This is a genomic window from Aeromonas dhakensis, assembly GCF_000820305.1.
GTDB lineage: Bacteria > Pseudomonadota > Gammaproteobacteria > Enterobacterales > Aeromonadaceae > Aeromonas > Aeromonas dhakensis.
The window spans coordinates 152,204-178,495 of sequence record NZ_CDBH01000061.1 but is presented as its reverse complement, the minus strand read 5'-3'; the positions used below and the strand labels follow the sequence as shown (position 1 = coordinate 178,495).

23 protein-coding genes are annotated in these 26,292 nt (G+C 62.4%); 12 read left to right on the top strand and 11 right to left on the bottom strand.

The genetic code is table 11. The features are described 5' to 3' along the window. Nucleotides 1–56: 56 nt before the first annotated feature. The 3 genes from BN1143_RS16980 to metJ form a co-directional block, all read right to left on the bottom strand. Entirely contained in the window at nucleotides 57–395 is a 339-nt protein-coding gene (locus BN1143_RS16980; protein ID WP_017783578.1) for a tRNA-binding protein, read from the bottom strand. 84 nt (nucleotides 396–479) lie between these two features. Further along, nucleotides 480–1,232, bottom strand: a complete 753-nt coding sequence (locus BN1143_RS16975; RefSeq protein WP_042051469.1) for an AraC family transcriptional regulator — start codon at nucleotides 1,230–1,232, stop codon at nucleotides 480–482. A 35-nt stretch (nucleotides 1,233–1,267) separates the two neighbouring features. After that, nucleotides 1,268–1,591, bottom strand: coding sequence for a met regulon transcriptional regulator MetJ (gene metJ / locus BN1143_RS16970; protein ID WP_005308521.1), 324 nt, complete (start codon nucleotides 1,589–1,591; stop codon nucleotides 1,268–1,270). Between the two features lie 207 nt (nucleotides 1,592–1,798). On the opposite strand from metJ, the gene metB reads away from it, so the two are divergent. Beyond that, nucleotides 1,799–2,971 carry a cystathionine gamma-synthase gene (metB, locus tag BN1143_RS16965; protein ID WP_042051468.1) on the top strand — a complete coding sequence of 391 codons (1,173 nt, stop codon included), beginning with the start codon at nucleotides 1,799–1,801 and terminating at the stop codon, nucleotides 2,969–2,971. After that, a complete protein-coding gene (locus BN1143_RS16960; RefSeq protein ID WP_042051467.1) occupies nucleotides 2,971–5,439 on the top strand; it encodes a bifunctional aspartate kinase/homoserine dehydrogenase II in 2,469 nt (822 codons plus the stop codon). Before metB ends, BN1143_RS16960 begins: the two co-directional genes overlap by 1 nt. A 655-nt stretch (nucleotides 5,440–6,094) precedes the next feature. Here the strand turns inward: BN1143_RS16960 and ppc are convergent. Continuing rightward, a complete protein-coding gene (gene ppc / locus BN1143_RS16955; RefSeq protein ID WP_042051466.1) occupies nucleotides 6,095–8,728 on the bottom strand; it encodes a phosphoenolpyruvate carboxylase in 2,634 nt (877 codons plus the stop codon). Between the two features lie 215 nt (nucleotides 8,729–8,943). Next, nucleotides 8,944–10,089: an acetylornithine deacetylase gene (argE, locus tag BN1143_RS16950; protein WP_010635207.1), complete on the bottom strand. Its 1,146-nt coding sequence runs from the start codon at nucleotides 10,087–10,089 to the stop codon at nucleotides 8,944–8,946. A gap of 268 nt (nucleotides 10,090–10,357) precedes the next feature. Between argE and argC the strand changes: the two genes are divergently transcribed. The 6 genes from argC to BN1143_RS16920 all read left to right on the top strand — a co-directional run bounded on the left by argC (nucleotide 10,358) and on the right by BN1143_RS16920 (nucleotide 17,000). Next, on the top strand, nucleotides 10,358–11,365 hold the full coding sequence (argC, locus tag BN1143_RS16945; RefSeq protein ID WP_042051465.1) for an N-acetyl-gamma-glutamyl-phosphate reductase: 1,008 nt from the start codon (nucleotides 10,358–10,360) through the stop codon (nucleotides 11,363–11,365). Nucleotides 11,366–11,388: 23 nt separating this feature from the next. Next, complete coding sequence (gene argB, locus BN1143_RS16940; RefSeq protein WP_005308537.1) at nucleotides 11,389–12,168, top strand: acetylglutamate kinase; 780 nt, start codon at nucleotides 11,389–11,391, stop codon at nucleotides 12,166–12,168. 25 nt (nucleotides 12,169–12,193) lie between these two features. Beyond that, on the top strand, nucleotides 12,194–13,105 hold the full coding sequence (locus tag BN1143_RS16935) for an ornithine carbamoyltransferase (protein ID WP_042051464.1): 912 nt from the start codon (nucleotides 12,194–12,196) through the stop codon (nucleotides 13,103–13,105). 53 nt (nucleotides 13,106–13,158) lie between these two features. Then, on the top strand, nucleotides 13,159–14,394 hold the full coding sequence (locus tag BN1143_RS16930; RefSeq protein ID WP_042051463.1) for an argininosuccinate synthase: 1,236 nt from the start codon (nucleotides 13,159–13,161) through the stop codon (nucleotides 14,392–14,394). Between the two features lie 443 nt (nucleotides 14,395–14,837). Beyond that, nucleotides 14,838–16,220: an argininosuccinate lyase gene (gene argH, locus BN1143_RS16925; RefSeq protein WP_042051462.1), complete on the top strand. Its 1,383-nt coding sequence runs from the start codon at nucleotides 14,838–14,840 to the stop codon at nucleotides 16,218–16,220. 144 nt (nucleotides 16,221–16,364) lie between these two features. Further along, the gene (locus BN1143_RS16920; RefSeq protein ID WP_042051461.1) at nucleotides 16,365–17,000 is read left to right on the top strand and encodes an FMN-binding negative transcriptional regulator; all 636 of its coding nucleotides are present in this window, start codon (nucleotides 16,365–16,367) and stop codon (nucleotides 16,998–17,000) included. Between the two features lie 65 nt (nucleotides 17,001–17,065). Here BN1143_RS16920 and BN1143_RS22120 read toward each other — a convergent pair whose 3' ends face one another. The 6 genes from BN1143_RS22120 to BN1143_RS16895 all read right to left on the bottom strand — a co-directional run bounded on the left by BN1143_RS22120 (nucleotide 17,066) and on the right by BN1143_RS16895 (nucleotide 22,435). Next, nucleotides 17,066–19,024, bottom strand: a complete 1,959-nt coding sequence (locus BN1143_RS22120; RefSeq protein WP_082038601.1) for an acyltransferase family protein — start codon at nucleotides 19,022–19,024, stop codon at nucleotides 17,066–17,068. 137 nt (nucleotides 19,025–19,161) lie between these two features. Beyond that, nucleotides 19,162–19,623: a hypothetical protein gene (locus tag BN1143_RS16915; protein WP_042051460.1), complete on the bottom strand. Its 462-nt coding sequence runs from the start codon at nucleotides 19,621–19,623 to the stop codon at nucleotides 19,162–19,164. 199 nt (nucleotides 19,624–19,822) lie between these two features. Further along, nucleotides 19,823–20,035 (bottom strand): hypothetical protein, encoded by a 213-nt coding sequence (locus BN1143_RS16910; protein ID WP_005308557.1) that lies wholly within the window; start codon nucleotides 20,033–20,035, stop codon nucleotides 19,823–19,825. Between the two features lie 128 nt (nucleotides 20,036–20,163). Next, nucleotides 20,164–20,505, bottom strand: a complete 342-nt coding sequence (locus BN1143_RS16905; RefSeq protein ID WP_005308559.1) for a DUF1294 domain-containing protein — start codon at nucleotides 20,503–20,505, stop codon at nucleotides 20,164–20,166. Next, nucleotides 20,502–21,092 carry a sugar O-acetyltransferase gene (locus BN1143_RS16900; RefSeq protein WP_042051459.1) on the bottom strand — a complete coding sequence of 197 codons (591 nt, stop codon included), beginning with the start codon at nucleotides 21,090–21,092 and terminating at the stop codon, nucleotides 20,502–20,504. The genes BN1143_RS16905 and BN1143_RS16900 overlap by 4 nt, the downstream gene beginning before the upstream one ends. 80 nt (nucleotides 21,093–21,172) lie before the next feature. Beyond that, a complete protein-coding gene (locus BN1143_RS16895; protein ID WP_005308564.1) occupies nucleotides 21,173–22,435 on the bottom strand; it encodes an MgtC/SapB family protein in 1,263 nt (420 codons plus the stop codon). Between the two features lie 209 nt (nucleotides 22,436–22,644). Here BN1143_RS16895 and BN1143_RS16890 point away from each other — a divergent pair, with 209 nt between their 5' ends. From BN1143_RS16890 to cysW, 4 genes are all read left to right on the top strand, one after another. Further along, nucleotides 22,645–23,646, top strand: a complete 1,002-nt coding sequence (locus BN1143_RS16890) for a sulfate ABC transporter substrate-binding protein (protein ID WP_019840783.1) — start codon at nucleotides 22,645–22,647, stop codon at nucleotides 23,644–23,646. Nucleotides 23,647–23,702: 56 nt separating this feature from the next. After that, nucleotides 23,703–24,278, top strand: coding sequence for an RBBP9/YdeN family alpha/beta hydrolase (locus tag BN1143_RS16885; protein WP_010635195.1), 576 nt, complete (start codon nucleotides 23,703–23,705; stop codon nucleotides 24,276–24,278). A gap of 279 nt (nucleotides 24,279–24,557) precedes the next feature. Further along, on the top strand, nucleotides 24,558–25,397 hold the full coding sequence (gene cysT / locus BN1143_RS16880) for a sulfate ABC transporter permease subunit CysT (RefSeq protein ID WP_197069879.1): 840 nt from the start codon (nucleotides 24,558–24,560) through the stop codon (nucleotides 25,395–25,397). Next, nucleotides 25,394–26,290 (top strand): sulfate ABC transporter permease subunit CysW, encoded by an 897-nt coding sequence (cysW, locus tag BN1143_RS16875; RefSeq protein WP_042051457.1) that lies wholly within the window; start codon nucleotides 25,394–25,396, stop codon nucleotides 26,288–26,290. The genes cysT and cysW overlap by 4 nt, the downstream gene beginning before the upstream one ends. Nucleotides 26,291–26,292 lie beyond the last annotated feature (2 nt).

The window sequence follows — 26,292 nt, the reverse complement described above, 5'->3', positions numbered from 1 at the left end:
GCAAAAGAGAGAGGCGACCCCAGGGTCGCCTCTCTTGTATCCGTCCGGTGATGGCATCAGCCGAGCTTGGCACCGTTCTCCACCGCCTGCTCGGGGATGGCGATCACTACGGCGCCATCCGGCCGGTAGAAGCCGGTCAGCAGAAACTCCGACTGGATCGGGCCTATCTGCTTGGGGGGGAAGTTCACCACGGCGACAATCTGGCGACCTACCAGATCCTCCGGTTGGTAGAGGTCGGTGATCTGGGCGCTGCTCTTGCGCACCCCGAGCTCGGGGCCGAAATCCGCCCACACCTTGTAGGCCGGGCGGCGCGCCTCGGGGAAGGGCTCGACCCGCACCAGGGTGCCCACCCTGAGCTCCACCATCTCGAAATCCTGCCAGCTTATGGTCTGCATCTTGGCTCCTCGTTGCCCATACCTTGCATGAGCCTCAGCATGCCTCGAAACCACCTGCGCCGTCTTCGGCAAACGGCCGCCCGGTTACGGCAAGCGGCCGTTTTGTTGGCGCCAGAGGGAAGGGGTTACTCCGGTTTCGGCCAGGAAGCGCTCGCCGAAGGCCCCCTGATTCTGGTAACCGCAGCGGCTGGCCACGTCGCCGACGGGCAGGGCGGTGTGGGCGAGCAGGGTACGCGCCAGTGCCATGCGCCGCGCCCGGATGTAGTGGGAGACGCTCATCCCCACCTGCTGCTGGAAGGCGTGCTTGAACTGGCTCTGGCCGAGGCAGGCGATGGCGGCCAGCCGCTCGTTGCTGAGAGGTTCGGCGAGATGCGCCTCGATATGACGCTGCACCTTGCCGATGCGCGGGGCGAGGCGGGCACGGCCGCGCGAGCCTGCCTGCTGCGCGTCTGCCAGCAGACCCAGCCACACCTGCTCCATGCCGGCCACGTGGCGCCCCTCGGCCACCATGCGGTGCAGGAAGGCGAGGTAGTGGCGCTGGGCCTCGTCCAGCTCGATGAAGGGGCGTTCGCCCAGCTCGCCGGGCAGCCAGTGACTCTCCTGCACCAGAAACGAGAGCGCCGGATCGGCGGCGTAGTCGTGCCGCTCACCGGGGGCGATGATGCAGGCAAAGCCGGGCGCAAGCCGCCGTCCCTGGCCCTGCACCTCGATCTCGATGGGACCGTCGAGGGGGATCACCAGCTGGGCATAGTCGTGGCTGTGGCTGCAGACGTCGCTCTGGTAGCGACGCAGGCTGAAAGGGGCGGATAGCGATGACGCGGCCTGGGGCCGCGTCATCGAAGGGGGTTTGCTGTTTGGCATCTGCTGCAGGATTACTCGGCGTCGAAATCTTCGATCTCTTTGCCCAGTGCTTCCATGATGGCACGCGCCTCGGCAGGGACGCTGTCCGGATGATCCTTGCGCAGATCTTCGTCGCAGGGCAGCGGCTGACCGGTGAAGGCGTGCAGGAAGGCTTCGCAGAGCAGCTCGCTGTTGGTCGCATGACGCAGGTTGTTCACCTGACGGCGGGTGCGCTCATCGGTCAACACCTTCAGCACCTTGAGCGGGATCGAGACGGTAATCTTCTTGACCTGTTCGCTCTTCTTGCCGTGCTCCGCGTAGGGGCTGACGTAGTCGCCGTTCCACTCTGTACCCATGATCCACCTGTTCTCGTTTAGCCGTGAGCGCGGATTTTAACCCTTAAGGAAATCAATGGCAATCCAACAGCAAAGCCATTTAGACGTCTAGAAGTGTTGACGGCCTTTTTAAGCTGGCGTAGTGTGGGTCACCATGAGCCTGCAATGGCGGGATGCGCGTGGCAGAAACAGCATGCCAGCGTGTGAAGAGACATCAAGGAGAGTGACATGACCCACAAGGCCACCCAGGCAGTGCGCACCGGGATTGAGACTGACCAGCAACACGGTGCCGTGGTGCCGCCCATTTACCTCTCCAGCAACTACACCTTTGCCGACTTTGGCGAGCCCCGTCAATACGATTATGCCCGCTCCGGCAACCCGACCCGCACCAATCTGGCGGACGCCCTGGCGGCCCTGGAAGGGGGCGCCGGCGCCGTGGTGACCGGCACCGGCATGGGGGCCGTTCATCTGGTCACCACCGCCCTGCTCAAGGCGGGGGATCTGCTGATCGCCCCCCACGACTGCTACGGCGGCACCTGGCGCCTGTTCGAGTACCTGGCGGCCAAGGGCCACTACCGGGTGCAGTTCGTTGATCAGGGGGATGCGGCGGCACTGGCCGAGGCACTGGCCCAGCAGCCTGCGCTGGTGTGGGTGGAGACCCCCTCCAACCCGCTGCTGCGGGTGGTGGACATCGCCGCCATCGCCGAGGCGTCCCACGCGGCGGGGGCCAAGGTGGCGGTGGACAACACCTTCCTCTCGCCACTGCTGCAACAGCCGCTGGCGCTGGGGGCCGATCTGGTGGTGCACTCCACCACCAAGTACATCAACGGCCACTCCGACGTGGTGGGCGGGGTGGCGATCGCCAAGGAACCCGAGCTGGCCGACTCACTGGTGTGGTGGGCCAACTGTCTGGGACTCACCTCCGGGGCATTCGACTCCTACCTCACCCTGCGCGGCCTGCGCACCCTGGCTCCCAGGTTGCGCGCCCATCAGGAGAACACCGACCGCATCCTCGCCTTCCTGCAGCAGCAGCCGCTGGTCAAACGCATCTATCACCCCAGCCTGCCGAGCCATCCGGGCCACGATATTGCGCGCCGTCAACAGTCCGGTTTCGGCGCCATGCTAAGTTTTGAGCTCGATTGCAGCGAGGCGGGCATTCGCGCCTTCCTGGCGGCCCTCACCCTCTTCTCGGTGGCCGAATCCCTTGGCGGGGTGGAGAGTCTGGTGGCCCATCCGGCCAGCATGACCCACAGGGCTATGACCCCGGCCGCCCAGCAGGCGGCAGGCATCAGCAGTCAGCTGCTGCGCCTGTCGGTCGGTATCGAGCACGGTGAGGATCTGGTGGCCGATCTGGCCCAGGCGTTTGCACAAGCACAGCAGGCACAGCAGGTGGCGAAGTAATGGAACAGCAGCAACAAGGAGAGATCGCGGTGGCAACAGAAGCAGGCTTGAAGCGACGTCACGTCCACAAATTCGGTGGCAGCAGCCTGGCGGATCCGGTCTGTTACCGCCGGGTCGCCAGCATTCTCGAACAACAAGCCGAGCAGCAGGGGGGCGGGCGAGAGCTGGTGGTGGTCTCCGCCGCCGGCAAGACCACCAACCGGCTGATCCAGCTGGTGGAGCTGGCCGAAGCCGGGGATGAAGCCGCCGGCGAGGCCATCTCGGCCCTGCAGGCCTATCAGCAGAGCCTGATCGACGGTCTGCTGGAAGGAGAGCTTCACCTCGAACTGAGCCAGCAGCTGGCCGACGACATGCAGCTCATCGCCAAGACCCTGGAGGGGCAGTTTGACCGCTTCGAGCGCAACGGCCTGCTCGCCTTTGGCGAGGTGTGGTCGGCGCGCCTGCTGGCCGCCCTGCTCACCAGTCGCGGTGACAAGGCCATCTGGCTCGATGCCCGCAGTTTCCTGCGCGCCGAGGATGGCGCCCTGGTCAAGGTGGATACCGCGCTCTCCAGCGAACTGCTCAAGGCGCGACTGGCCGAGCACACCGGTCGCATCGTGGTGACCGGTTTTATCGCCGCCGACATGGAGGGACGCTCCCTGCTGCTCGGCCGTAACGGCTCCGACTACAGCGCCAGCCTGTTGGCCCTGCTGGCGGACGGCGAATCCACCACCATCTGGAGCGACGTGGCCGGGGTCTACAGCGCCGACCCGCGCCGGGTCAAGGAGGCGCGCCTGCTGGAGCGCCTGAGCCTGGCCGAAGCCAACGAGCTGGCCCGCCTCGGCTCCTCGGTGCTGCACTCGCGCACCCTGCAGCCGGTGGCCGACAGCCGCCAGCGGCTCACCCTGCGCTGCAGCTACAACCCGGACGAGGGCTGCACTCACATCCTGCGCCGTGCCCCCCGCTCCGGCGGCGCCCGCATCGTCTCCTCGGTGGATCAGATCGCCCTCATCGAGCTCAAGGTGCTGCCGCAGACTGATTTTGAGCAGACAGTGGCAACCATCGAGGCTTATCTGGCCCGCCATCGCCTCAACCCGCTCACCTTGCAGCGCCAGCCGGATCGCCGGATCCTGCGCCTCGCCTACACCCTCGAGGTGGCGCAGGGGGCGTTCGAGCTGCTGCGCGACTTCCAGCTGCAGGGCAGCTTCACCGCTCTTATCCAGCGTGAAGGCTACAGCCTGGTGGCGCTGGTGGGGGCCGGCGTCACCGACAACGCCGAGCAGTGTCACCGCTTCTACCAGCTGCTGGCGGATCAGCCGCTGGAGTTCGTGCAGGTGGCCAAAGATGGCCTGAGCCTGGTGGCCGTGCTGCGCCAGGTGGTGCTGGAGCCGCTGCTGATCGCCCTGCACAGCGCCTTGTTCAGCCGCCCGAACCGGGTCGGGCTGGTGGTGTTCGGCAAGGGCAACATCGGCGGTCACTGGCTGAACCTCTATGCCCGGGAAAAGGCACGGCTCGAGCATGAACTGAACCTGGCGCTCACCCTCTACGGGGTGTTCAGCTCGGAAGGGGGCCTGCTGGATGAAGAGGGGCTGGATCCGCTCAAGGTGCAGGACAACTTCAATCCCAAGCCGCTGATCTGGCCCGAGCTGCTGGCCCAGCTGGAGCAACACGGCTTCGATACCCTGATTGCGCTGGACATGACCGCCAGCGAGACGGTGAGCCGCTACTACCCGGACTTCGCCCAGCTCGGCATTCACATCATCGCCGCCAACAAGTTTGCCGGCGCCGCCGACAGCGAGTTCTACCAGCGCATCAAGCAGACCTGCCGCGACCATCAGGTGCAGTGGCGCTACAACGCCACCGTCGGCGCCGGGCTGCCGATCCAGTCCAGCATCCAGATGCTGCGCCAGAGCGGCGACCGCATCCAGGGGGTCTCCGGCATCTTCTCCGGCACCCTCTCCTGGCTGTTCCAGCAGTATGACGGCAGTCGCCCCTTCTCCGAGCTGGTGGACGAGGCGTGGCAACACGGTCTGACCGAGCCGGATCCCCGCGAGGATCTCTCCGGCCAGGATGTGCGCCGCAAGCTGCTCATTCTGGCGCGGGAGGCGGGTTTCGAGCTCGACTCCGCCGACATCGAGCTGGAGAACCTGGTGCCCGTCTCCCTGCGCAAGGTGAGCACGGATCAGTTCATGGACAGGCTGAAAGAGCTGGATGACCCGATCCAGACCGCCTTCGAGGGGGCGCGCCGGGTCGGCAAGGTGCTGCGCTACGTCGCCCGTTTCGAGCACGACGGCAAGGCGCGGGTCGGGCTGGAGGCGCTGGAGCCGCACCACCCGTTCGCCAACCTCTTGCCCTGCGACAACGTGTTCGCCATCGAGAGCGACAGCTATCGCACCAACCCGCTGGTCATCCAGGGCCCGGGCGCCGGTCGGGAAGTGACGGCCGCCGCCATCCAGTACGACCTCTGGCAGATCTGTGCCAGCCTGTAACAGCGGACAAGCCGTTCAGTCAAAGAGGCGCCAGTGGCGCCTCTTTTTATTGTTTAGCGGCAGGTTTTTAGGTCTGCCGGCTGATTTCCCTATCCCGTAAGCGGCCCGTTTTTTAGCTTCTTCAACAGGTCGTTGGCAGGAGTCAGGTAATAATCGGACTTGCACAGGTAGCATGAACGGGCATTGCTCCCGCACAGACTGGTCAAGAACGGGCACGGTATTGGTTCCCCCTCTTATTCGCTGAGGCGAGTACGCTTGTCCAGGTCGCGAGACAGGATGTCGAGCGAGTGGCGCCGGGCCATGGATGGCCCGTCGGCGCGTGCCGTCGGACATGCGGGTGAGCCGAAGGTACCCGACGTAGTCGGGCGAAGAAGCGGGGGAGAAGACCTTTGGTGACTTTGGGTCTTTCCAAAGTCACTCGCCCCAGCCCGAAGGGCGGGCGACACCCCTTCGAGACCGGCAGGCTTGCATCCACCATCCTCTAAAGCTGTAAAGCGGGCGATTGCGCCTGATAGTTAATCGACCCTGCGATTCCATGGCAACGCCTAACGACCAAGGATTCTCCGGCAATATGGCTCCAGCATGCCCTGTAGATATGACAAAGGGCGCCGAGGCGCCCTTTGTCATTGAGGGGAGCTTGATAGCCCCGAGACTATCAACCGGTGTTGCGCATACCGGCGGCGATGCCGGCGATGGTGACCATCAGCGCCTGATCCAGCTCGGGATGCAGAGTTTCGGCATGGTTGCGCGAGCGGCCCAGCAGCTCGACCTGCAGCACGTTGAGCGGGTCTGTGTAGGGGTTGCGCAGCTTGATGGACTCCTTGATCCAGGGCTGGTCGTCGAGCAAGTCGCCCTGCGGGCGCAGCTCCAGCACCACCTGGATGGAGTCGGCAAGCTCCTGACGCAGCTGTTTGCCGAGGCCCCACAGCTCCTTGGGCACCAGCCGGGTGTCGTAGTACTCGGCCAGCCAGACGTCAGCCTTGAGGAACACCATCTCCAGCATCTCGAGGCGAGTGCGGAAGAAGGGCCACTGACGGCTCATCTCTTCCAGCACACCTTTCTGACCGTCGGCGATGGCTTGCTGCAGCCCCTTGTGGGCACCGAGCCAGGCCGGCAGCATCAGCCGGTTCTGGGTCCAGGCGAAGATCCAGGGGATGGCGCGCAGGCTCTCGACCCCACCGTTGGGTTTGCGCTTGGAGGGGCGCGAACCGAGCGGCAGCTTGCCAAGCTCCATCTCGGGGGTGGCGGCGCGGAAGTAGGGCACGAAGTCCGGGTGACCGCGCACGATACTGCGGTAGTGATCGCAGGAGACGGACGCCAGCTGCTCCATCACGGCGCGCCAGCACTCCTTGGGCTTGGGCGGCGGCAGCAGGTTCCCCTCCAGCACGGCGCTGGTGTAGAGGTTGAGGCTCTGGATGGCCACCTTGGGCAGGCCGAACTTGAAGCGGATCATCTCGCCCTGTTCGGTCACCCGCAGGCCACCGCGCAGGGATCCCGGCGGTTGCGACAGGATGGCCTGATGGGCAGGGGCGCCACCACGGCCCACGGTGCCGCCACGGCCATGGAACAGGGTGAGGCGCAGATTGTTGGCCTCGGCCAGTGCCACCAGGGATTCCATGGCGGCGTACTGGGCCCAGCCGGCGGCCATCATGCCCGCGTCCTTGGCAGAGTCGGAGTAGCCGATCATCACGTACTGACGGCCCTGGATGTAGCCGCGATACCAGTCCACCGACAGCAGGCGTTCCATCACGGCGGTGCCCGCCATCAGGTCTTCCTGGGTTTCGAACAGCGGGGCGACCGGCATGCGGAACTTGCAGCCGGCCTCTTTGAGCAACAGCTGCACCGCCAGCACGTCGGACGGCGCGCCAGCCATGGAGATGATGTAGATGCCGAACGCATCGGGATCGTGCTGGGCGATGACCTTGCAGGTGTCCAGGGTCTCGCGGGTCTCGTCGCTCGGCGCCCAGTCGCTCGGGATGAGCGGGCGGCGGGAGTTGAGTTCGTTGAGCAGGAAGGCCTGTTTGTCGTCCTCGCTCCACTCGGCGTAGTCACCCATGCCGAGGTAGCGGGTCAGCTCGGAGAAGACCTGGCCGTGGCGCTCGCCATCCTGACGGATGTCCAGCTTGACCAGGTGGATGCCGAAACAGGCCAGCTTGCGCAGCACGTCAAGCAGCATGCCATCGGCGATGTTGCCCATGCCGCAGGCGTGCAGGGAGTGGTAGCAGAGCTCCAGCGGCTCGCGCAGCTGGGCGGTGGTCTTGACCAGATCCCGGCTCTCGCTCGCCTGGCCCTGCACCTTGGCGGTCAGGAACTCCTGGGTCTCGCGCAACTGTTCGCGCAGCTCGCGGACCAGGGCGCGGTAGGGCTCGGGGTGATCGCCGACCCGTTCGCGCACGGCGTCGGTGCAGTCGGACATGGAGAGCTCGGAGGTGAGCTCCTTGATGTCCTTGTAGAACAGGCTCACCGCCATCCAGCGGCCCAGCTCCAGCACTTCGGCGGTCACCTTGGCGGTGACGAAGGGGTTGCCGTCGCGGTCACCGCCCATCCAGGAGGTGAACTTGACCGGCGCGGCATCCAGCGGCAGCCGCACACCCAGGTGGTGTTGCAGCCGCTCGTCCAGATTGCGCATGAATTCGGGGATGGCCGGCCACAGGCTGTTTTCCACCACGGCGAAGCCCCACTTGGCCTCGTCCACCGGGGTCGGGCGCTGTTCGCGGATCTCGTTGGTGTGCCAGGCCTGGTTGACCAGCTGTTCGATGCGATTGAGGATCTTGTCCCGCTCGCGGGGCAGCAGATCGGAGAGCTCCAGCGCCTCGAGGCAGTCGTTGAGCTGCACGTGCTTGTGGATCAGGGTGCGACGGGTCACCTCGGTGGGGTGGGCGGTCAGCACCAGATCGATGTCCAGCTCGCGCACGGCCTGGATGATGGCCTCCTGCGACAGGTTGGAGGCTTTCAGCTTGTCAAACATCTGCTCCAGCGGATCCGGGGTGCAGACCTGCTCTTCGCAGCGACGGGAGATGGTGTGGAACTGTTCGGCCACGTTGGCCAGGTTGAGGAACTGGCTGAAGGCGCGGGCCACCGGCAGCAGCTCGTCGTCGCTCAGGTTGCGCAGGGTGTCGAGCAGACGTTCCCGGTCCGTCTCATTGCCTTTGCGGGAGGATTTGGCCAGCTGGCGAATGGTTTCGATCTTGTCGAGGAAGGCCTGTCCCTGATGATCCTTGATGGACTTGCCCAGCAGTTGACCCAGCATGCCTACGTTGGCGCGTAGTGCGGCGTACTTTTCGTTCATTCCACATCCTTATCTTGTTGGTGCCTGACACCCATCCGGGGTGCGAGACGACCTCACTTATTGTTGTGCGATTACAACATATGCTCCGTCATCTTAGGGTGACAATCTACCCAGATTGTCTGCGCAAGGTCAAATAACAGGCCGATTCAGAACATGTATTTCCATCACCTGTCCCGAGGTGCGATGTCATGTAACTTACTTACATTCCCGTCAGTTCAGAGGCAGAAACGGCGGATCAGGTGCTGCAATACGCTGGTGGTCGGTTTAACGAACGACAGATCGAGATATTCGTCCGGCTGGTGGGCCTGGGCGATGTGGCCGGGACCCAGCACTATGGTTTCACAACCGAGCTGCTGGATGAAGGGGGCCTCGGTGCAATAGTTCACGGATTCGGCGGCCCGACCACTGGCCCGCTCGGCCTCGCGCACCAGCTCGGAGTCATCGGCGCAGGCATAGGCGGGGATTGGCTCGTGCAGGTGCTGCAGGTGCAGACAGCCAGGCTGGTGGATCTCGATGGGGGAGAGCGCTTCTTTGAGCATGCCCATCAGCTCGTCTGGGCCCACCTGCGGGGTGGGGCGCATGTCGATGTGCAGTTCGCAGCAGCCGCAGATGCGGTTCGGGCTGTCGCCCCCCTGGATGTAGCCGAGGTTCAGTGTCGGCTGCGGCACGGCGAATCTGTGGTCGGCGTACTTCTCCTTCAGGCTGTGCTGCAGCTTGAGCACCTGGCCCATGGCCTGGTGCATGATCTCCAGCGCGTTGACGCCGTTGGCGGGATCCGAGCTGTGACCGCTCTTGCCTGTGATGCGGATGGCTTCCGACATGTGGCCCTTGTGGGCCACCACCGGCACCAGCCCGGTTGGCTCGCCGATCACCGCGTAGTCGGGTTTCAGCTCGGCCGCGGCGGCGATGGCGCGGGCCCCTGCCATGGTGGTCTCTTCATCGGCGGTGGCCAGGATCCGCAGCGGCTTGCTGAGGGTCTTGAGGTCGATCTCCTTGAGCGCCTCGACGATAAAGGCGAAGAAGCCCTTCATGTCGATGGTACCGAGGCCATAGAGGCGGTTGCCCTCCTCGGTCACCTTGAAGGGATCCTTGCGCCAGGCTCCCTCGTCGAACGGCACAGTATCTGTGTGGCCCGCCAGCAGCAGCCCCCCTTCACCTTGACCTATCGTCGCCACCAGATTGAACTTGCCCGGCAGATCGGGCAGGGCGGTCACCTCGCACTGAAAGCCGAGCTGAGCGAACCAGTCGGCCAGCAGCCGGATCACCGCCTCATTGCTCTGATCCCAGCGGGGATCCGTGCTGCTGATGGACGGAATCGCAATAATATTCTTGTAGAGTGAAAAAAAATCCAGATTGGCCACCTGCTCCTCCTTGCTTCCCCGGAATGTTTCTGTTAGAAAATACAAATGCAAAGTGAGTGCATGAATATTCTGTAAGTTTGCCTGAATACGTGGCTCATCGACAAGGCTTCTAGTTGTAAGGGAAAGTTAATGTTCTGTCACCTGATCTATAACCGACGACACACACCCGCCTGAATTGCCCCTCCGCACTCGTGCATGGGGCATCGAACCCCCTTGCGCACCGCAGCACCATGCTGTGAATCTCGAACTCTGACTTGGAATACTCAACATGCTTAACACCGTTATCGTCGGTGCCAGTGGCTACGCGGGAGCCGAGCTGGCCGCCCTGGTCCAGAACCATCCACAACTCAAGCTGTTCGGCCTCTATGTTTCCGCCGGCAGCCAGGACGCCCACAAGCGTTTCTCTTCTCTGCATCCCCAGTGGGTCGGCGCGCTCGATCAGCCGCTGCTGCCGCTGGACGAAGATGGCATGACCCGGATCCTGACCCAGGCCGACCTGGTGCTGCTGGCCACCGCCCACGAGGTGAGCGCGGAACTTGCGCCCAAGTTCCTGGCCAAGGGGCTGCCGGTGTTCGATCTCTCCGGTGCCTTCCGGGTCAGGGATCAGCAGTTCTACGCCTCCTACTACGGCTTCACCCATGAGAGCGAGCAGTGGCTGGATCAGGCCGCCTACGGCCTGGCCGAGTGGAATGCCGAAGCGGTGAAGGCGGCCCAGCTGATTGCCGTGCCAGGTTGCTACCCGACCGCCTCCCTCTGCGCCCTCAAGCCGCTGCAGCAGGCTGGTCTCATCGCCAAGGGGTGGCAGCCCATCATCAACGCCGTCTCCGGGGTCTCCGGGGCCGGTCGCAAGGCGGCCATCAACACCAGCTTCTGCGAGGTGAGCCTCAACCCCTACGGCACCTTCAATCACAGGCACCAGCCGGAGATCAGCCACCACCTGGGCAAGGAGGTGCTGTTCCAGCCTCACCTTGGCAACTATGTGCGCGGCATCCTGGCCACCATCTATGTGCAGTTGGCGGACGGCGTGACACCGACCCAGGTGGATCAGGCCTACCTCAAGGCCTACGAGGGCAAGCCGCTGGTGCGTCTGACCGGCCAAATGCCCTCCATTCGTGGCGTCGCGGGCACCCCTTACTGCGACCTCGCCTGGCAACAGCAGGGCAACATGCTGGTGGTGGTATCCGCCATCGACAACCTGCTCAAGGGCGCCACCTCCCAGGCCATGCAGTGCATAAATATCAAATTCGGATTTGAACCGGCCACCGGCCTGATTTAAGGACTCAAGGAAGGATCGCAACGATGAACAAGCAGACTCTGGTAATCAAGCTGGGCGGCGCACTGATCGAGAACGACGAGGCGCTGACCGCCCTGTTCGCCACCCTCAAAAGCTTTCTGGATGAGCAGCACAGACCCCTGGTGCTGGTGCACGGCGGCGGCTGCCTGGTGGATGACCTGCTCAAGGGGCTGGGTCTCACCTCCACCAAGAAGAACGGTCTGCGGGTGACCCCGTTCGAGCAGATCCCGTTTATCGCCGGCGCGCTGGCCGGTACCGCCAACAAGCAGATGATGGCCAAGGCCATCGCCACCGGCATTCCGGCGGTGGGGCTCTGTCTGGCGGATGGCGGTCTGTGCCAGGTGACCCAGCTCGACCCGGCACTCGGCGCGGTCGGTGACTGCCAGCCGGGCAACCCGGCGCTGGTGGCGGGGATCCTCGCTCAGGGCTTCCTGCCGGTGGTGAGCTCCATCGGCATCACCGCAGACGGCCAGCTGATGAACGTCAACGCGGATCAGGCGGCTACCGCCATTGCCGAGGCGCTCGGCGCCGACCTGGTGATGCTCTCCGACGTGAGCGGCATCCTGGATGGCAAGGGCAAGCTGGTGCCCCAGCTCGACAAGGTGACCGCGCTGGATCTGATGGAGAAGGGGGTGATCAGCGACGGCATGGCGGTCAAGGTGAAAGCCGCCCTGCATGCCGCCGAGACCCTGGGCAAACCGGTCTGTGTCGCCAGCTGGCGCTACCCGGATCAGCTGCTCAAGCTGCTGGCTGGCGGTGCGGTCGGCACCCAGGTCTCTCTCTGATCTCCACCGGAACAAGGAACATCCGATGCAACATCTTCTGAAAGACAGCGACTTGAGCAAGGCCCAGATCGAGGCGCTGATCGCGCTAGGCAAATCGGTCAAGGCCGATCCGAAAAAGTACGGCCAGGCACTGGCGGGCAAGAGCGTGGTGACCCTGTTCGAGAAACCCTCCCTGCGCACCCGGGTCACCTTCGACATCGGCATCGCCAAACTGGGCGGCCACAGCGTCTATCTGGATCAGCAGAACGGCGCGCTCGGCAAGCGCGAATCGGTGAAGGATTTCGCCGCCAACCTGTCGCGCTGGTGTGACGCCATCGTCGCCCGGGTGTTCGATCACCAGACTCTGGTCGAGCTGGCGGAGCACGGCACTGTGCCGGTGGTGAACAGCCTGTGCAACCTCTACCACCCCTGCCAGGGGCTGGCGGACTTCATGACCATCAGCGAGCACTACGGGGATCTGTCCAAGGTGAAGCTGGCCTATCTCGGCGATGGCAACAACGTCAGCCACTCATTGCTGCTGCTGGGGGCGACTCTGGGCACCGACGTGACCCTGGTCTGCCCGAAAGGCCACGGCCCGGATACCCAGATCTTCCTGCAGGCCCAGGCGCTGGCGGCCCAGTCGGGGGCGACCATCCACATCAGCGACGACGTGGCGGCCATCGAAGGGTTTGACGTGGCCTACACGGATACCTGGGTCTCCATGGGTGACAACACGCCAATGGAGCAGGTAAAAGATATCTTTATGCCTTATCAGATCAACCAGGCCCTGCTCGACCGCACCGGCATCCAGCACGTGCTGCACTGCCAGCCGGCGCACCGGGAGCTGGAGATCACCTCTCAGGTCATGGACGGGTCTGGCTCCCTCATCATGGACGAGGCAGAAAACCGGATGCATATCCAGAACGCCGTACTGCTGACCCTGCTTGGGCACAAATAACGGCAACCGACCCCAAATCACACCCTTTATCGAATCATCATGGAGAGAAGTAAATGAGCGGAATCAACAAGATCGTACTGGCTTACTCGGGCGGACTGGATACCTCGGCCATCATTCCCTGGCTGAAGGAAAACTATGACGCGGAGATCATCGCCTTCGTCGCCGACGTCGGTCAGGAGCGTGACGATCTGGAAGGGATCGAGCAAAAAGCCATCGCCTCCGGCGCCACCAAGTGCATCGTCAAGGATCTGCGGGAAGAGTTCGTCAAAGAGTACGTCTACCCGACCCTGAAGACCGGCGCCGTTTATGAGGGCTCCTACCTGCTGGGGACCTCCATGGCCCGTCCGGTGATCGCCAAGGCGATGGTCGAGGCTGCGTTGGCGGAAGGGGCCGACGCCATCTCCCACGGTTGCACCGGCAAGGGTAACGATCAGGTGCGTTTCGAAGGTGCGGTCGCCGCACTGGCGCCCCAGCTGAAAGTGATCGCCCCCTGGCGTCTGTGGGACATGCGCTCCCGGGAAGATCTGCTGGCCTACCTAGAAGCCCGTCAGATCCCCTGCAAGGCGACCCTGAAGAAGATCTACAGTCGCGATGCCAACGCCTGGCACATCTCCACCGAGGGTGGCGAGCTGGAGAGCACCTGGAACGAGCCGTCCGAAGCGGTCTGGCAGTGGACCGTACCGGCCGAACAGGCACCGGATCAGCCGGAGTACGTCAAGCTGACCGTGGCCCAGGGTGAAGTGGTGGCCGTTGACGACCAGCCGCTCAGCCCGCACCAGATCCTGATGACCCTGAACGAGCGTGCCGGCAAGCACGGCGTGGGCCGCATCGACATCACCGAAAACCGGATGGTGGGCATGAAGTCACGCGGCTGCTACGAGACCCCGGGCGGTACCGTGATGGTCGCTGCGCTGCGCGCGGTAGAGGAGCTGGTCTTGGATCGCCCGACCCGCGCCTGGCGGGAAAAGCTGGGTGCCGAGTTCTCCCACCTGGTCTATGACGGTCGCTGGTTCACCCCGCTGTGCAAGGCCATCGTCGCCTCTGCCAACGCCATTGCCGAAGATCTGGACGGTGAAGTGGTGCTGAAGATGTACAAGGGTCAGGTCACCGCGGTGCAGAAGAAGTCGCCGAACAGTCTCTACTCCGAAGACTTCGCCACCTTCGGCGCCGACGAAGTGTACGACCAGAGCCATGCCGAAGGCTTTATCCGTCTCTACACCCTGGCCAGCCGGATCCGCGCCATGAAAGAGCAGCATCAGGCGATCGGTGGTGATCACACCCACGGCTAACCCTATAGGTTCCAAGCCGCAGAAACAGGTGAGGGGGCTTGGCCCCCTCACTCATAAGCGGCGACCTGATTCCCTCGCCTGTGAGCGGGGGAAGGATAACCGATGAGCTGTGACAAGAGGGCTGCGCCTGGGACATGTCTATGAGATAACAGGGGCGGCTTTCAATGAGGGGTGTGCTTTGCCCCCTTCTCCCGCTTACGTGGAAAACAGGGGGAGAAGGGTTGGGGATGAGGGGGGAAATTGCCCTCACCCTAGCCCTCTCCCAAAGGGAGAGGGGATCGGTTCGTAGTTGCTGGGTGTGACGTGTTCAACGGCAACAGCACTCCTCACCAGCGCACTGTTATACAGAAAAATACAGGGCAAGATTTCTGTGCGCAGGCCAAGAGGCCGCGCGAGTATGGCAGGCGCAAACGCCTACCGACAACGCATTCAAGGAGAGCAGTATGGCACTTTGGGGTGGACGCTTCAGTCAGGGAGCTGATAGCCGGTTCAAGCAGTTCAACGATTCGCTGCGGTTCGATTACCGGCTGGCGGAGCAGGATATTCAAGGCTCCATGGCCTGGGCCAAAGCGCTGGTCAAGGTGGGCGTGTTGACCGAGGGTGAACAGGGCAAGCTGCAACAGGCGATGGAAGTGCTGCTCGCCTCGGTGCAGCAGGATCCCCAGCAGATCCTGAGCTCGGACGCCGAAGATATCCACTCCTGGGTCGAGAGCCAGCTTATCGCCGCGGTCGGCGATCTTGGCAAGAAGCTGCACACCGGCCGCTCGCGCAACGATCAGGTCGCCACCGACCTCAAACTCTGGTGCAAGGCACAGGGTGAGCTGCTGCTCGGCTCCATCACCGCTCTGCAACAGGGGCTGGTGGCCTCCGCCCGCGCCAATCAGGCCGCCGTGCTGCCGGGCTACACCCATCTGCAGCGGGCCCAGCCGGTCACCTACGCCCACTGGGCGCTGGCCTATGTGGAGATGCTGGAGCGGGATTATTCCCGGCTGCAGGATGCCCTCAAGCGCCTCGACACCAGCCCGCTCGGCTGCGGTGCGCTGGCGGGCACCGCCTACGCCATCGACCGCGAAGCCTTGGCGCTCGATATGGGGTTTGCTGGCGCCACCCGCAACAGCCTGGATTCGGTCTCCGATCGGGATCACGTGGTGGAGCTGATGCACGTGGCGTCCCTCTCCATGACCCACCTGTCGCGCTTTGCCGAAGATCTCATCTTCTACAACACCGGCGAGGCGGGTTTTGTCGAGCTCTCCGATGCGGTTACTTCCGGCTCGTCGCTGATGCCGCAGAAGAAGAACCCGGATGCGCTGGAGCTTATTCGTGGCAAGACCGGCCGGGTGGTCGGCGCCCAGATGGGCATGCTGATGAGCCTCAAGGCGCTGCCGCTGGCCTACAACAAGGACATGCAGGAAGACAAAGAGGGGCTGTTCGATGCCCTCGACACCTGGCACGACTGCCTCGACATGGCGGCCCTGGTGCTGATCGATCTGAAGGTCAACGGCGAGCGCACCATGGCGGCGGCCCAGGGCGGCTACGCCAACGCCACCGAGCTGGCGGACTATCTGGTGGCCAAGGGCATTCCGTTCCGTGAGGCGCACCATATCGTCGGTGAAACCGTGGTCTACGCGATCCAGGTGAAGAAGCCGCTGGAGGAGCTGACCATCGGCGAGTTCCAGCGCTTCAGCCCGGTGGTGGGGGAGGATGTCTATCCGAACCTGGAGCTGGAGGCGACCCTGGCCAAGCGGGTCGCCAAGGGCGGCGTCGCCCGCGAGCAGATCGAGTTGGCCCTCACCGCCGCCGAACAGTGGCTGGCCAAACGCGCCTAAACGCACAGGAACATCCAGAGAGGGCGTCAGCCCTCTTTTTTATGTCGGCTTATCAGCCTGTTTCGCTTGCCCCGAGGGCGGCAAAGTGGGCATAAATCCCTGACCAGGCTGAATGGAACTCAGCGCCAACCAGAAGGAACCTGCATGTACCTGCCACCCCATTTTGCCGTCACCGACTCCGAGAGGCTGCACCAGCTGATCCGGGCCTATCCGCTGGGGGCTCTGATCACCCATGGTGAAGGGGGGCTGGATGCCAACCACCTGCCGTTCGAATTCGATGCTGGAGCAGGGGAACATGGCGTCCTGCGTGCCCATGTTGCCCGCAACAATCCACTCTGGCAGGAGGTGAAAGACGGTGACGAGGTGCTGGTGATCTTCAAGGCTGCAGATGGCTACATCTCTCCCAGCTGGTATCCGGGCAAGCAGGAGCATCACAAGCTGGTGCCGACCTGGAACTACAGCGTGGTGCATGCTCACGGTCGCATCCAGATCCGCGACGATGCCCGCTTCGTGCGCCGGCTGCTGGCAAATCTGACTCGTCATCATGAGGCCGGGGAGACGACCCCATGGAAGATGGCGGATGCGCCGCGAGACTATCTCGAGACCATGGTGCAGGCGGTCGTCGGCATTGAAATCGAGATAACCGGGCTGGTCGGCAAGTTCAAGTTGGGTCAGAACAAGGAGGCGGCCGACAGGTTGGGGGCTGTCGAGGCTCTACGAGGGCAGGGTAGGGGGGAGTTGGCCGCAGCCATACAAAGGTTGCTCGAACCGCTGGTATAGTATCTGCAGCTTTAATTTTTATCAGCAGTAAATGGCAGCCTTATTGGCTGCCATTTACTTAAAAATTATTGTAGATACATGCTGAGGGTTGGATCTTTCAGCAGGATTTCTTTCACGACAAAATCTGCTCCAGACGTGGATAAGTGGCCATAATCCCATACCAATGGCGTATTTTTGTCATCGACCTTGGCAAGACATTTTCCGTCCTCACAGAGGTGGTCAAGTAAAGATATATAGTTGGTTGAATTATATCCTGACATCATATCTTTCATTCTCCGGTCACTGGTAAAGAGGGACTGGTCAAATGAATTGTCATTGAATCTAACTTCATGTGTTGAAAAATGTCTAAGGGCTATCGTCCTTGGCAAGGATGGTTGCCATTGTGGTACAGGCCCTAATATAACGATATGTTTTATACCAATACCATCAAGGTGCTCAATGATATTGCTGAAATTGTTTTTATCATGATCACCTTTCTGAACCATGATGACTATTTCAGGCTTTAAACGAGCTATTTCATGCAAAGCAAATTCGTTGGACCGGTCACATGCCAGCTTGAACTCACCCTTAGTTGCAGAGTCCCCACCTAGATGTGGCTGACATGCAGAGGTAGCGACTTGGTATAATGATGTGTCTTTTTTGAGATGCAGTCTAAGACCATAGGATAGCGCTTGTGCGTGTGAATCTCCCCAAAGAAATACCCCACGCATTCCCTCTTGTTTCTGGGTGCAGGAAGCAGCTATTTCACCATGCTTTGCAATGTATTTTTCATCATCAAAAAAATCACATTCCAATCTGTATTCTGCCCTGGTAGAGGGCGTTAGATAATTATCTCTTGAATATTTGTCCATATACTCTGAAGATAATGATGAAGCACCTTGTCGCCACACATAATTGGCACCTTTGGTTGCAATGACACCATATGATGTAATGAGTATGAGCATTGCTGGGACGCCGATAAGTATCGGTTCTTTATACCTGCTCAGCTTGCCAAGGGTTATCCTGCTTGGGTTTTCAACAAACCGGAATGAGCACTCACCAGCTATAAGTGAGAGTAAAATCCCCAAGATTATTAAAGTGATGTTGCTCGTTTCCCCAAGATAATTCAATATGACGACCAATGGCCAATGCCATAAATAAATTGAATAGGAGCTTGCACCAAGATGTCGTGCGATGAAATTGCTAGTGAACAACGAGTTTTGTCTACCAGCAGCCAGTATTAACATAGCTCCTGCTGTTGGTAGCAGTGCATAAAATCCAGGCCATCCCATGGAGGCATCAAAGAACGCAATGGCACTCACTATCATGAGCATACCAACAGCTTCCATGACCTTTGCCGGCTGTACAGGAATGGTCCTTGATCTTATAGCCCACCATATAAACCCTCCTGCCAGCATTTCCCATGCTCTGGTTGGTAACAGGTAAAATGCAGCACTTGGCCAGCGTTGAGTTGTATAAATGGAAAGCACGAAAGAAGATAGGCCGATAATAGCCAAGGCTATTCTGACTCCTCGCTTTCCAAATAAACGCCACGCTAATATTACAACCAATGGTAATAGTATATAAAATTGCCACTCCACGGATAATGACCAGGTATGCAACAGCCATTTTTCATGTGACGCCGCATCAAAATAACCAGCTTCACGCCAAAACTGCATATTTGATAGGAAAGTAGTAGCTGCTGCAGTATGGGTTGCCAACATATTATAGTCAGCACTTGGTAACCAGAACCAACCAATGATCAGTAGAGCTGCGCATAGTACTAACAAGGCTGGAATTATTCTCCTGGCTCGGGCAAGGTAGAACTCCCAAAGAGAAAATTGACCACGCTCTACTCCGGAGATAATAATCCGAGTCATTAGAAAACCGGATATGACGAAAAAAACATCAACGCCAACAAATCCTCCGGAAAAACCGGGTACACCAAAATGGTACAGCACAACCGCTATGACAGCCCATGCTCTCAGGCCATTAATATCCTGCCGAAACGCTTTTGGCTGGACAGGAACAGAAGGTGTGAACATCGCTCAAGACTCGAATTAACGCGGGGTTCCGCAGGTATGAAAAGTCTGCACTATACCACAGACCCTTCTGTTATCTTCAGCCTCCCGAACGAAAGATAATCATCTTGTTAAACAAGGTTGTTGTCGTAAATTTTTTCTCACGCACTGGCATTGAGCAGCTTGCCGACGCCTTCCCCCTTGCCATTGGGCAGGGTCTGCTTGAAGGCGAAGAGCAGCTGATCGAGGCTGAGGTCGCTGTTGCCAAGGGAGCCCTTGAGGGTGTCGAGCTCGCCCTGCAGGGCGTCGAGACGGGTGCTCTGAGTGCCGTTTGCCAGCTGGGTGCGGGCGGCGTCGATGGCCTGGGGCAGGGACTGGCCCGAGTACTCCTGCCCCAGGGTCTGCATCAGCGCCCCCATGAAGTGGTTGATGGCGGGGCGGTTTTGCTCGCTGTTTGCCTCCTTGACGCCAAGTCGCTGGAACAGGCTCTGCACCGTGGGGGCGAGCCGCTCTTCCTGCACGGGGGGCTCGGCCTGGGCCGGTGGCGTGCTGTCCCCAAGCAGCTTGCTGCCGAGCTTGAGGGCGAGGGAGGCGAGGGGAAGCAGGGTGCCGATGGCGATCATGATGTCACTCTCCGTACTACTGATGTCATGACGGAGCAGGGAACGGGCCAGCTTGGCGAAAATTTAGTCTGAAAATGGCAGGGGACTGATCCTGCGGTGAATTTAGTTTTTGCCAGGCAGAGGGCGGGCGAGTGCGAGAGGGGGCGGCGGCAAACCCTTGCAGCCCGGGGGCTGGCGGTTTGCCGCCCGGCTTGCCGGATCAGAGCTCCTTGAACGGGCGGCGCTTCTCCTCCTCGATGACGATGGCCTCCAGATTGGCGATGCGCTCCTGCAGCTCGTTGATGAGCATGTCCTGCTTGCCGAGACGATCGGTGATGCGGGCATCCCCCAACTGGTAGCGGGCCCGCTTGCTGAGAAAGCCGAACAGAGCGCTGATGAAGACGATCAGCACGATACCGGTCCACATGGTCATGAATGACTCCTTGCCGATGAATAAACGAGAAAACAGCCTTGTTGTCATCTGTTGTCTCATACCCGATTGCCGGCTGCAATGGCCGGCAAGGGGGTGGACGGGAATGTCGAGAGGCTGCTTTGCCCGCGTCAGACCGTCTGCCAGAGCGGACGGCCGAGCCAGAGCCCCCACAGGGTCAGGTGCAGCAGCACGATGAACCAGAATACCCTGCGATAGCTCCCCTTCTGGGTCTTGTGGCGCAGCCAGTGGCGGGCCAGCAGGGCGCCGGGCCAGCCGCCGAACAGCTCGAGCAGATGGAGCCGGGACTCGGGGATGCGCCAGCCGCCGCGCACCGCCTGGCGCTTGTCGTGGGCGTAGGCCAGCATCGTCAGCAGACTCATGGTGGTGACTATGGCCAGCGGCCACCAGTTGGCGTCGGCCAGGCCGAGCCAGGCCGTCCACAGCAGGGGGAGCAGGGCGAGCCAGATCACAGGGCCAGCTCCCAGCCGCGGGGGGCGTCCGGGCTCAGGCTGCGGATCACGCGCGCCGGGTTGCCCACCGCCACCGAGTCGGCCGGGATGTCGCGGGTGACCACGGCGCCGGCCCCTATGATGGAACGGGGTCCTATGGTGACGCCGGGGCAGATGATGGCGCCACCGCCAATCCAGCAGTCATCGCCGATCCGCACCGGCTTGTTGTAGGCGGTCCAGTTGCGTCGTTCCAGATAGTCCATGGTGTGGGTGGCGGTGTAGATCTGCACGTTGGGGGCCAGCAGCACATGGCTGCCGATGTACACCTCGCCCACGTCGAGAATGGTGATGTTGAAGTTGAAGAAGCTCTTCTCGCCGATATGGATGTTGCGGCCGAATTCGCAGGTGAAGGGAGTGCTGATCCAGCAGGAGTCGGGGCAGTGACCGAACAGCTCGCCGCACAGGCGCTGGCGCAGGGCTTGGTCACCGGCCGGGGAGGCGTTGAGTTGTGCCAGCAGCGCCTGACCGCGGATCCGGTCGTTCGCTATCTCCTCGCTCTGGCTGTCCAGGGCGCCGCCCGCCAGAACCTTGTCCCAATCGCTTGCCATGCTACCGCTCCTCTCATGTGCCAAGAGGAGCCAGTATACGCGAGCACTTTGGCGGCGTCAGGCTGTCACTTGCTGCAACCTCAGGCGCCGGGCCAGATCAGCGGCAGGATCAGCAGGGCCGAGACGAAGTAGGGCAGCAGCACCCGCAGCCCCAGCCGGCGGCCGCCGATCCCCAGGGCCAGCAGCCCCTTCACCAGCGAGTTGACCAGCCCGGCCAGCAGGATGCCGCGGGCTGCCACCTCCAGCGCCAGCTCCTTGTGGGAGAGCTGGGAGAGCGACAAGGTGATGGCGTCCACGTCGGTGATGCCGGAGACCAGCGACAGCAGATAGACCCCGGAGTTGCCCACCTTGTTCTGCAACAGGGTGGCCATAAAGCCGATCAGCGCCAGCAGCAGGCCGAACTTGATGGCGGTGGCGAGATCGAGCGGGTTGCTGGTCTGGGGTTGCACCGGGCCGTCGGTCAGCTCCTCGCGCTGGCGCCAGAACCAGAAGGCGAAGCCGTAGACGGTGGCTGCCAGCAGCAGCAGGGGCGCCGCCAGGCGCATCGCCAGCTCGTTGTGGATGAGCAGCACCAGCACCAGCAGTCGCAGCCACATGGTGGCTCCCGCCAGCAGGATGCCGGTGGCCAGCAGCCGCTCCAGCCCCCCCTGCTCCTTGTTGAGACGGGCAAACTGCAGGGTGAGGGCGGTGGAGGAGGCGAGCCCGGCCAGCATGCTGGTGAGCACCAGCCCGGCGCGGGTGCCGAGCAGGCGTACCGCGAAGTGACCGCAGAACGAGATGCCGGCGATCACCACCACCATCAGCCAGATCTTGAAGGGGTTGAAGGCATCGAGCGGGCCCATCTCCTCGTTGGGCAGCACCGGCAGCAGCACCAGCGAGATGAGCAAAAAGCGCAGGGTGGCGTGAAATTCGGTCTCGCTCAGAAACAGCATCCCCTGCTGGATCTTGCCCTTGAGCCCCATCAGCAGGGCCGCCAGCACGGCGCAGGCCACTGCCTCGCTCGGGCTCAGCAGCACCGACATCAGCCCCAGCAGATAGGTGAGCAGCATGGCCACCGAGCTGGTGAGGCCGAACTCCCCCTGCCAGCGCTGGGCCAGCCAGACCGAGAGGCCGCAGCCAATCACCACCGCCAGCAGGCCGAGCAGCGGCAGCCAGGGGCCCAGGGTGGGCAGCAGCAGGGCGCAGACCCCACCTAGCAGGCCGATGAGACCGTAGGTCCGCATCCCGGCGATGCGTTGGTTGTCCCCCAGCTGGCGCACCTGCCAGCCGCGCTCCAGCCCGATGATGAGGCCGATGGCCAGCGACACCAGGGCACCATTGACGGGTTCTGCGTTGATCCACATAACGACTTCCTGTTCGTCATCTGCCTGCCTTGTTTCCATGATGGCACAGCTAGCACCGGGCCAGCGCGGCCTGGCTCACAGAGTGCGCGAATGGCGCCTTTGCCCTCCTGATATGAGCAAATGAGATAAGCAAAGCGTTATTTCTTGGTTCTCGGCATAACAAGCCCGCGGCATGCTGAACTCAACCCAACGAGATATGGAGTATCCCCATGAAACTGCGAACGACCGCCCTGACCCTGCTCTCCCTGCTGGCCCTCGGTCAGGCCAATGCCGCCGAGATCCGCCTGCTCAACGTCTCCTACGATCCGACCCGCGAACTGTTTCAGGAGTACAACGGCGCCTTCGCCAGGGAGTGGAAGGCGAAGACCGGCGACGATGTGGTGGTCAGCCAGTCCCATGGTGGCTCCGGCAAGCAGGCGCGCGCCGTGGTGGACGGGCTGGAAGCGGACGTGGTGTCGCTGGCGCTGGCCTACGACGTCAATGCCGTGGCCAGGCAGGGGCTGATTGGCGCCGACTGGCAGAGCCGGCTGGCCAACAATGCGGCGCCCTACACCTCCACCATCGTGTTCCTGGTGCGCAAGGACAATCCCAAGCAGATCAAGGACTGGGATGATCTGGTGCGCAAGGACGTGGCCATCGTCACCCCCAACCCCAAGACCTCCGGCGGGGCGCGCTGGAACTACCTGGCTGCCTGGGGCTACGCCCTGAAGAAGAGTGGCAGCGAGGAGGGAGCCAGGCAGTTCGTCGGCGATCTCTACAAGAACGTGAAGGTGCTGGACTCCGGCGCCCGTGGCGCCACCACCAGCTTCATCGAGCGCGGCCTCGGCGACGTGCTGCTGGCCTGGGAGAACGAAGCCCTGCTGGTGCTGGGTCAGCCCGGCAATCGCGACAAGTTTGAGCTGGTGGTGCCGTCGGTCTCCATCCTGGCCGAGCCGCCGGTGGCGGTGGTGGACAAGGTGGCCAGGAAGCACGGCACCGAGGCGGTGGCCAAGGCTTACCTCGACTATCTCTACTCCGACGAGGGGCAGCGCATCGTCGCCAAATATCACTACCGCCCCAGCAACCCGGCGATCCTGAAGGAGACCGCAGCCCAGTTCCCGCAGCTGACCCTGTTCACCGTCAAGGATCTGGAAGGGGACTGGGACAAGGCGCAGAAGAAGCACTTCGCCCAGGGCGCCCTGTTTGACCAGATCTACCAGCCGGGTCGCTGAGCGGCCGGCCATCGTCAACTGAACTGGCCCCTGTGCCAGCTGATAGGAGCACCAAGATGAACAAGATCCTCCTGGTTCCCGGTCTGCACAACAGCGGGCCGGATCACTGGCAGAGCCGCTGGCACCAACAATTCCCCCACTGGCAGCGGATGGTGGGGCTGCCGTGGGATCGGCCCGACCTCACGGTCTGGAGCGCCAAGCTGGCGAGCAAGCTCAAAAGCCGGCGCGGGCGGGCTCACCTGGTGGCCCACTCCTTCGGCGCGCTGGCAGCCATCACGGCGGCGCGCCGGCAGCCCGACAAGGTGGCCTCGCTGTTTATCGTGGCGCCGGCGGATCCGGCCCGCTTCGGCTTGCCAGACGAACTGCTGGCAGGCTCGCTCAAGGTGTCGGCCCAGCTGGTGGCCAGCCGCAACGATCCCTGGATGAGCTTTGAGCGGGCCGAATACTGGAGCCGCCAGTGGCAGGTGCCGCTGTTCGATGCCGGCGAGGTGGGCCACCTCAATGCCCAGTCCGGCCACGGTGAGTGGCACCAGGGGCTCAACCTGCTCGGCACCCTCTATCGGCGGGCCGAGATGGTGGTGGCGCCGACGCCGGCGGTGTGGGAACGGCGGGCGGCCTTGAGTTTTCGCTAAGCGGCGAGCGTTGAACACACAGATTTGAAATAGAGAAGGAGGGCAGGCAGCCGATACCACGACAGTTTGATTTGGATAGCTTGGTACATTGCACGACGCTCCATTTTTAGGTCTTTTATTTATATAAAAGACCTTTTTTTAATTTTATGGCTCTAAAAGCCTTGTATGTCGTTGTTAGATAAAAAAGTGCTTAGCAAAGGCGTTATTGGTGTTTGTTGCCCCTGACAGGAGTGCGCAGAATCGCTGTATCTAATGTTTTTCATAACAAACGGATGCGTTATGCGATTTGGTTCTTACTCCGTGCTGCCGGGCTTCGGCCCGACCCTCGGCTTCAGCCTGCTCTATCTGGGCGTGCTGGTGCTGCTGCCGCTCTCGGCGCTGGTGCTGTTTGCTGTGAACAATCTGACCCTGGCCGAGTTCTGGCAGGTGATAGGTTCACCGCGGGTGCTCGCCTCCTTTCGTCTGAGCTTCGGGGCCGCCCTGGTGGCGGCGCAGCTCAACGCCCTGTTCGGCCTGATCCTGGCCTGGGTGCTGGTGCGTTATACCTTCCCCGGTCGTCGACTGGTGGATGCCCTGATCGACCTGCCGTTCGCCATGCCCACCGCCGTCTCCGGCATCGCCCTGTGCGCCATCTTCGCCCCTAACGGCTGGATCGGGCAGTGGGTCGCCCCGTTTGGCATCGAGCTCGCCTACAACCCCATCGGCGTGGTGATTGCGCTCACCTTCATCGGGTTGCCGTTCGTGGTGCGCACCCTGCAGCCGGTGCTGCGGGAAGCCGAGACCGAGCAGGAGGAGGCCGCCGCCAGCCTGGGCGCCGATCGCTGGCAGACCTTCATCCGGGTGCTGTGGCCGACCCTGGTGCCGGCCCTGCTGACCGGCTTTGCCCTGGCCTTCGCGCGGGCGGTGGGGGAGTACGGCTCAGTCATCTTTATCGCCGGCAACCTGCCGATGGTGTCGGAGATCGCGCCGCTGATGATCATGAGCCACCTGGAGGAGTACGACTATGCCGGCGCCTCTGCCATCGCCGTGGTCATGCTGCTGATCTCTTTCATTTTGTTACTGCTTATCAACAAGTTGCAGGCCTGGAGCTGGGCCCGTATCGGGGGGAGCCGGATATGAACGCATCCAACGCAAGCCTGGCGCTGGCCACGGGCGAGGTGGCGCCGACCCCCTCGGTGCGCCAGCCCCCCGTCATCCGCGAGCCGGTCTGGGTCAAGTGGTTGCTGATCACGGTCGGCCTCGGCTGGTTTGCCGCCCTGCTGCTGCTGCCGCTGGCCACCGTCTTTATCCAGGCCTTGTCCCCCGGACTGAGCTTCTTCTGGCACGCCATCAGCGAGCCGGACGCCCTCAGTGCCCTCGGCCTCACCGCCCTGGTGACCCTCTGCTCGGTACCCCTCAACCTGCTGTTCGGGGTCGCCGCGGCCTGGGCCATCGCCCGCTTCCGCTTCCCGGGCCGGCAACTGCTCATCACCCTCATCGATCTGCCGTTCTCCGTGTCGCCGGTGATCGCGGGGCTGATGTTCGTGCTGATGTTCGGCAGCCGCGGCTGGTTTGGCGAATGGCTGAGCGAGCACGACATCAAGGTGATCTTCGCCACCCCCGGCATCATCCTGGCCACCACCTTCATCACTGTGCCCTTCGTGGTGCGCGAGCTGCTGCCCCAGATGGAGGCGCGCGGCCCGGAAGAGGAGGAGGCCGCCATCATGCTGGGGGCGAGCGGCCTGCAGATGTTCTGGCGGGTCACCCTGCCCGGCATCCGCTGGAGCCTGATGTACGGCCTGCTGCTCTGTACCGCCCGGGCGGTGGGGGAGTTTGGCGCCGTGTCGGTGGTCTCCGGCCACATTCGCGGCCAGACCAACACCCTGCCGCTGCACATCGAGATCCTCTACAACGAGTACCAGACCGGCGCGGCCTTCGCGGTAGCCAGCCTGTTGGCCCTGTTCGGGATCTTCACCCTGCTGGGGGAAACCCTGCTGGCCCGGCTGCGTGCCCAGCCCGTTCACTCTCACTGATC

Bases quoted from the DNA above. Each gene is read 5' to 3' on its own strand.
- BN1143_RS16900 (WP_042051459.1), bottom strand. From the start codon at position 21,092: ATGGCAAGCGATTGGGACAAGGTTCTGGCGGGCGGCGCCCTGGACAGC.
- argH (WP_042051462.1), top strand. From the start codon at position 14,838: ATGGCACTTTGGGGTGGACGCTTCAGTCAGGGAGCTGATAGCCGGTTC.
- BN1143_RS16895 (WP_005308564.1), bottom strand. From the start codon at position 22,435: ATGTGGATCAACGCAGAACCCGTCAATGGTGCCCTGGTGTCGCTGGCC.
- BN1143_RS16960 (WP_042051467.1), top strand. From the start codon at position 2,971: ATGGAACAGCAGCAACAAGGAGAGATCGCGGTGGCAACAGAAGCAGGC.
- metJ (WP_005308521.1), bottom strand. From the start codon at position 1,591: ATGGGTACAGAGTGGAACGGCGACTACGTCAGCCCCTACGCGGAGCAC.
- BN1143_RS16890 (WP_019840783.1), top strand. From the start codon at position 22,645: ATGAAACTGCGAACGACCGCCCTGACCCTGCTCTCCCTGCTGGCCCTC.
- BN1143_RS16930 (WP_042051463.1), top strand. From the start codon at position 13,159: ATGAGCGGAATCAACAAGATCGTACTGGCTTACTCGGGCGGACTGGAT.
- BN1143_RS16975 (WP_042051469.1), bottom strand. From the start codon at position 1,232: ATGACGCGGCCCCAGGCCGCGTCATCGCTATCCGCCCCTTTCAGCCTG.
- cysW (WP_042051457.1), top strand. From the start codon at position 25,394: ATGAACGCATCCAACGCAAGCCTGGCGCTGGCCACGGGCGAGGTGGCG.
- cysT (WP_197069879.1), top strand. From the start codon at position 24,558: ATGCGATTTGGTTCTTACTCCGTGCTGCCGGGCTTCGGCCCGACCCTC.
- BN1143_RS16885 (WP_010635195.1), top strand. From the start codon at position 23,703: ATGAACAAGATCCTCCTGGTTCCCGGTCTGCACAACAGCGGGCCGGAT.
- argC (WP_042051465.1), top strand. From the start codon at position 10,358: ATGCTTAACACCGTTATCGTCGGTGCCAGTGGCTACGCGGGAGCCGAG.
- metB (WP_042051468.1), top strand. From the start codon at position 1,799: ATGACCCACAAGGCCACCCAGGCAGTGCGCACCGGGATTGAGACTGAC.
- BN1143_RS16935 (WP_042051464.1), top strand. From the start codon at position 12,194: ATGCAACATCTTCTGAAAGACAGCGACTTGAGCAAGGCCCAGATCGAG.
- argB (WP_005308537.1), top strand. From the start codon at position 11,389: ATGAACAAGCAGACTCTGGTAATCAAGCTGGGCGGCGCACTGATCGAG.
- BN1143_RS16915 (WP_042051460.1), bottom strand. From the start codon at position 19,623: ATGATCGCCATCGGCACCCTGCTTCCCCTCGCCTCCCTCGCCCTCAAG.
- ppc (WP_042051466.1), bottom strand. From the start codon at position 8,728: ATGAACGAAAAGTACGCCGCACTACGCGCCAACGTAGGCATGCTGGGT.
- BN1143_RS16910 (WP_005308557.1), bottom strand. From the start codon at position 20,035: ATGACCATGTGGACCGGTATCGTGCTGATCGTCTTCATCAGCGCTCTG.
- BN1143_RS16980 (WP_017783578.1), bottom strand. From the start codon at position 395: ATGCAGACCATAAGCTGGCAGGATTTCGAGATGGTGGAGCTCAGGGTG.
- BN1143_RS22120 (WP_082038601.1), bottom strand. From the start codon at position 19,024: ATGTTCACACCTTCTGTTCCTGTCCAGCCAAAAGCGTTTCGGCAGGAT.
- BN1143_RS16920 (WP_042051461.1), top strand. From the start codon at position 16,365: ATGTACCTGCCACCCCATTTTGCCGTCACCGACTCCGAGAGGCTGCAC.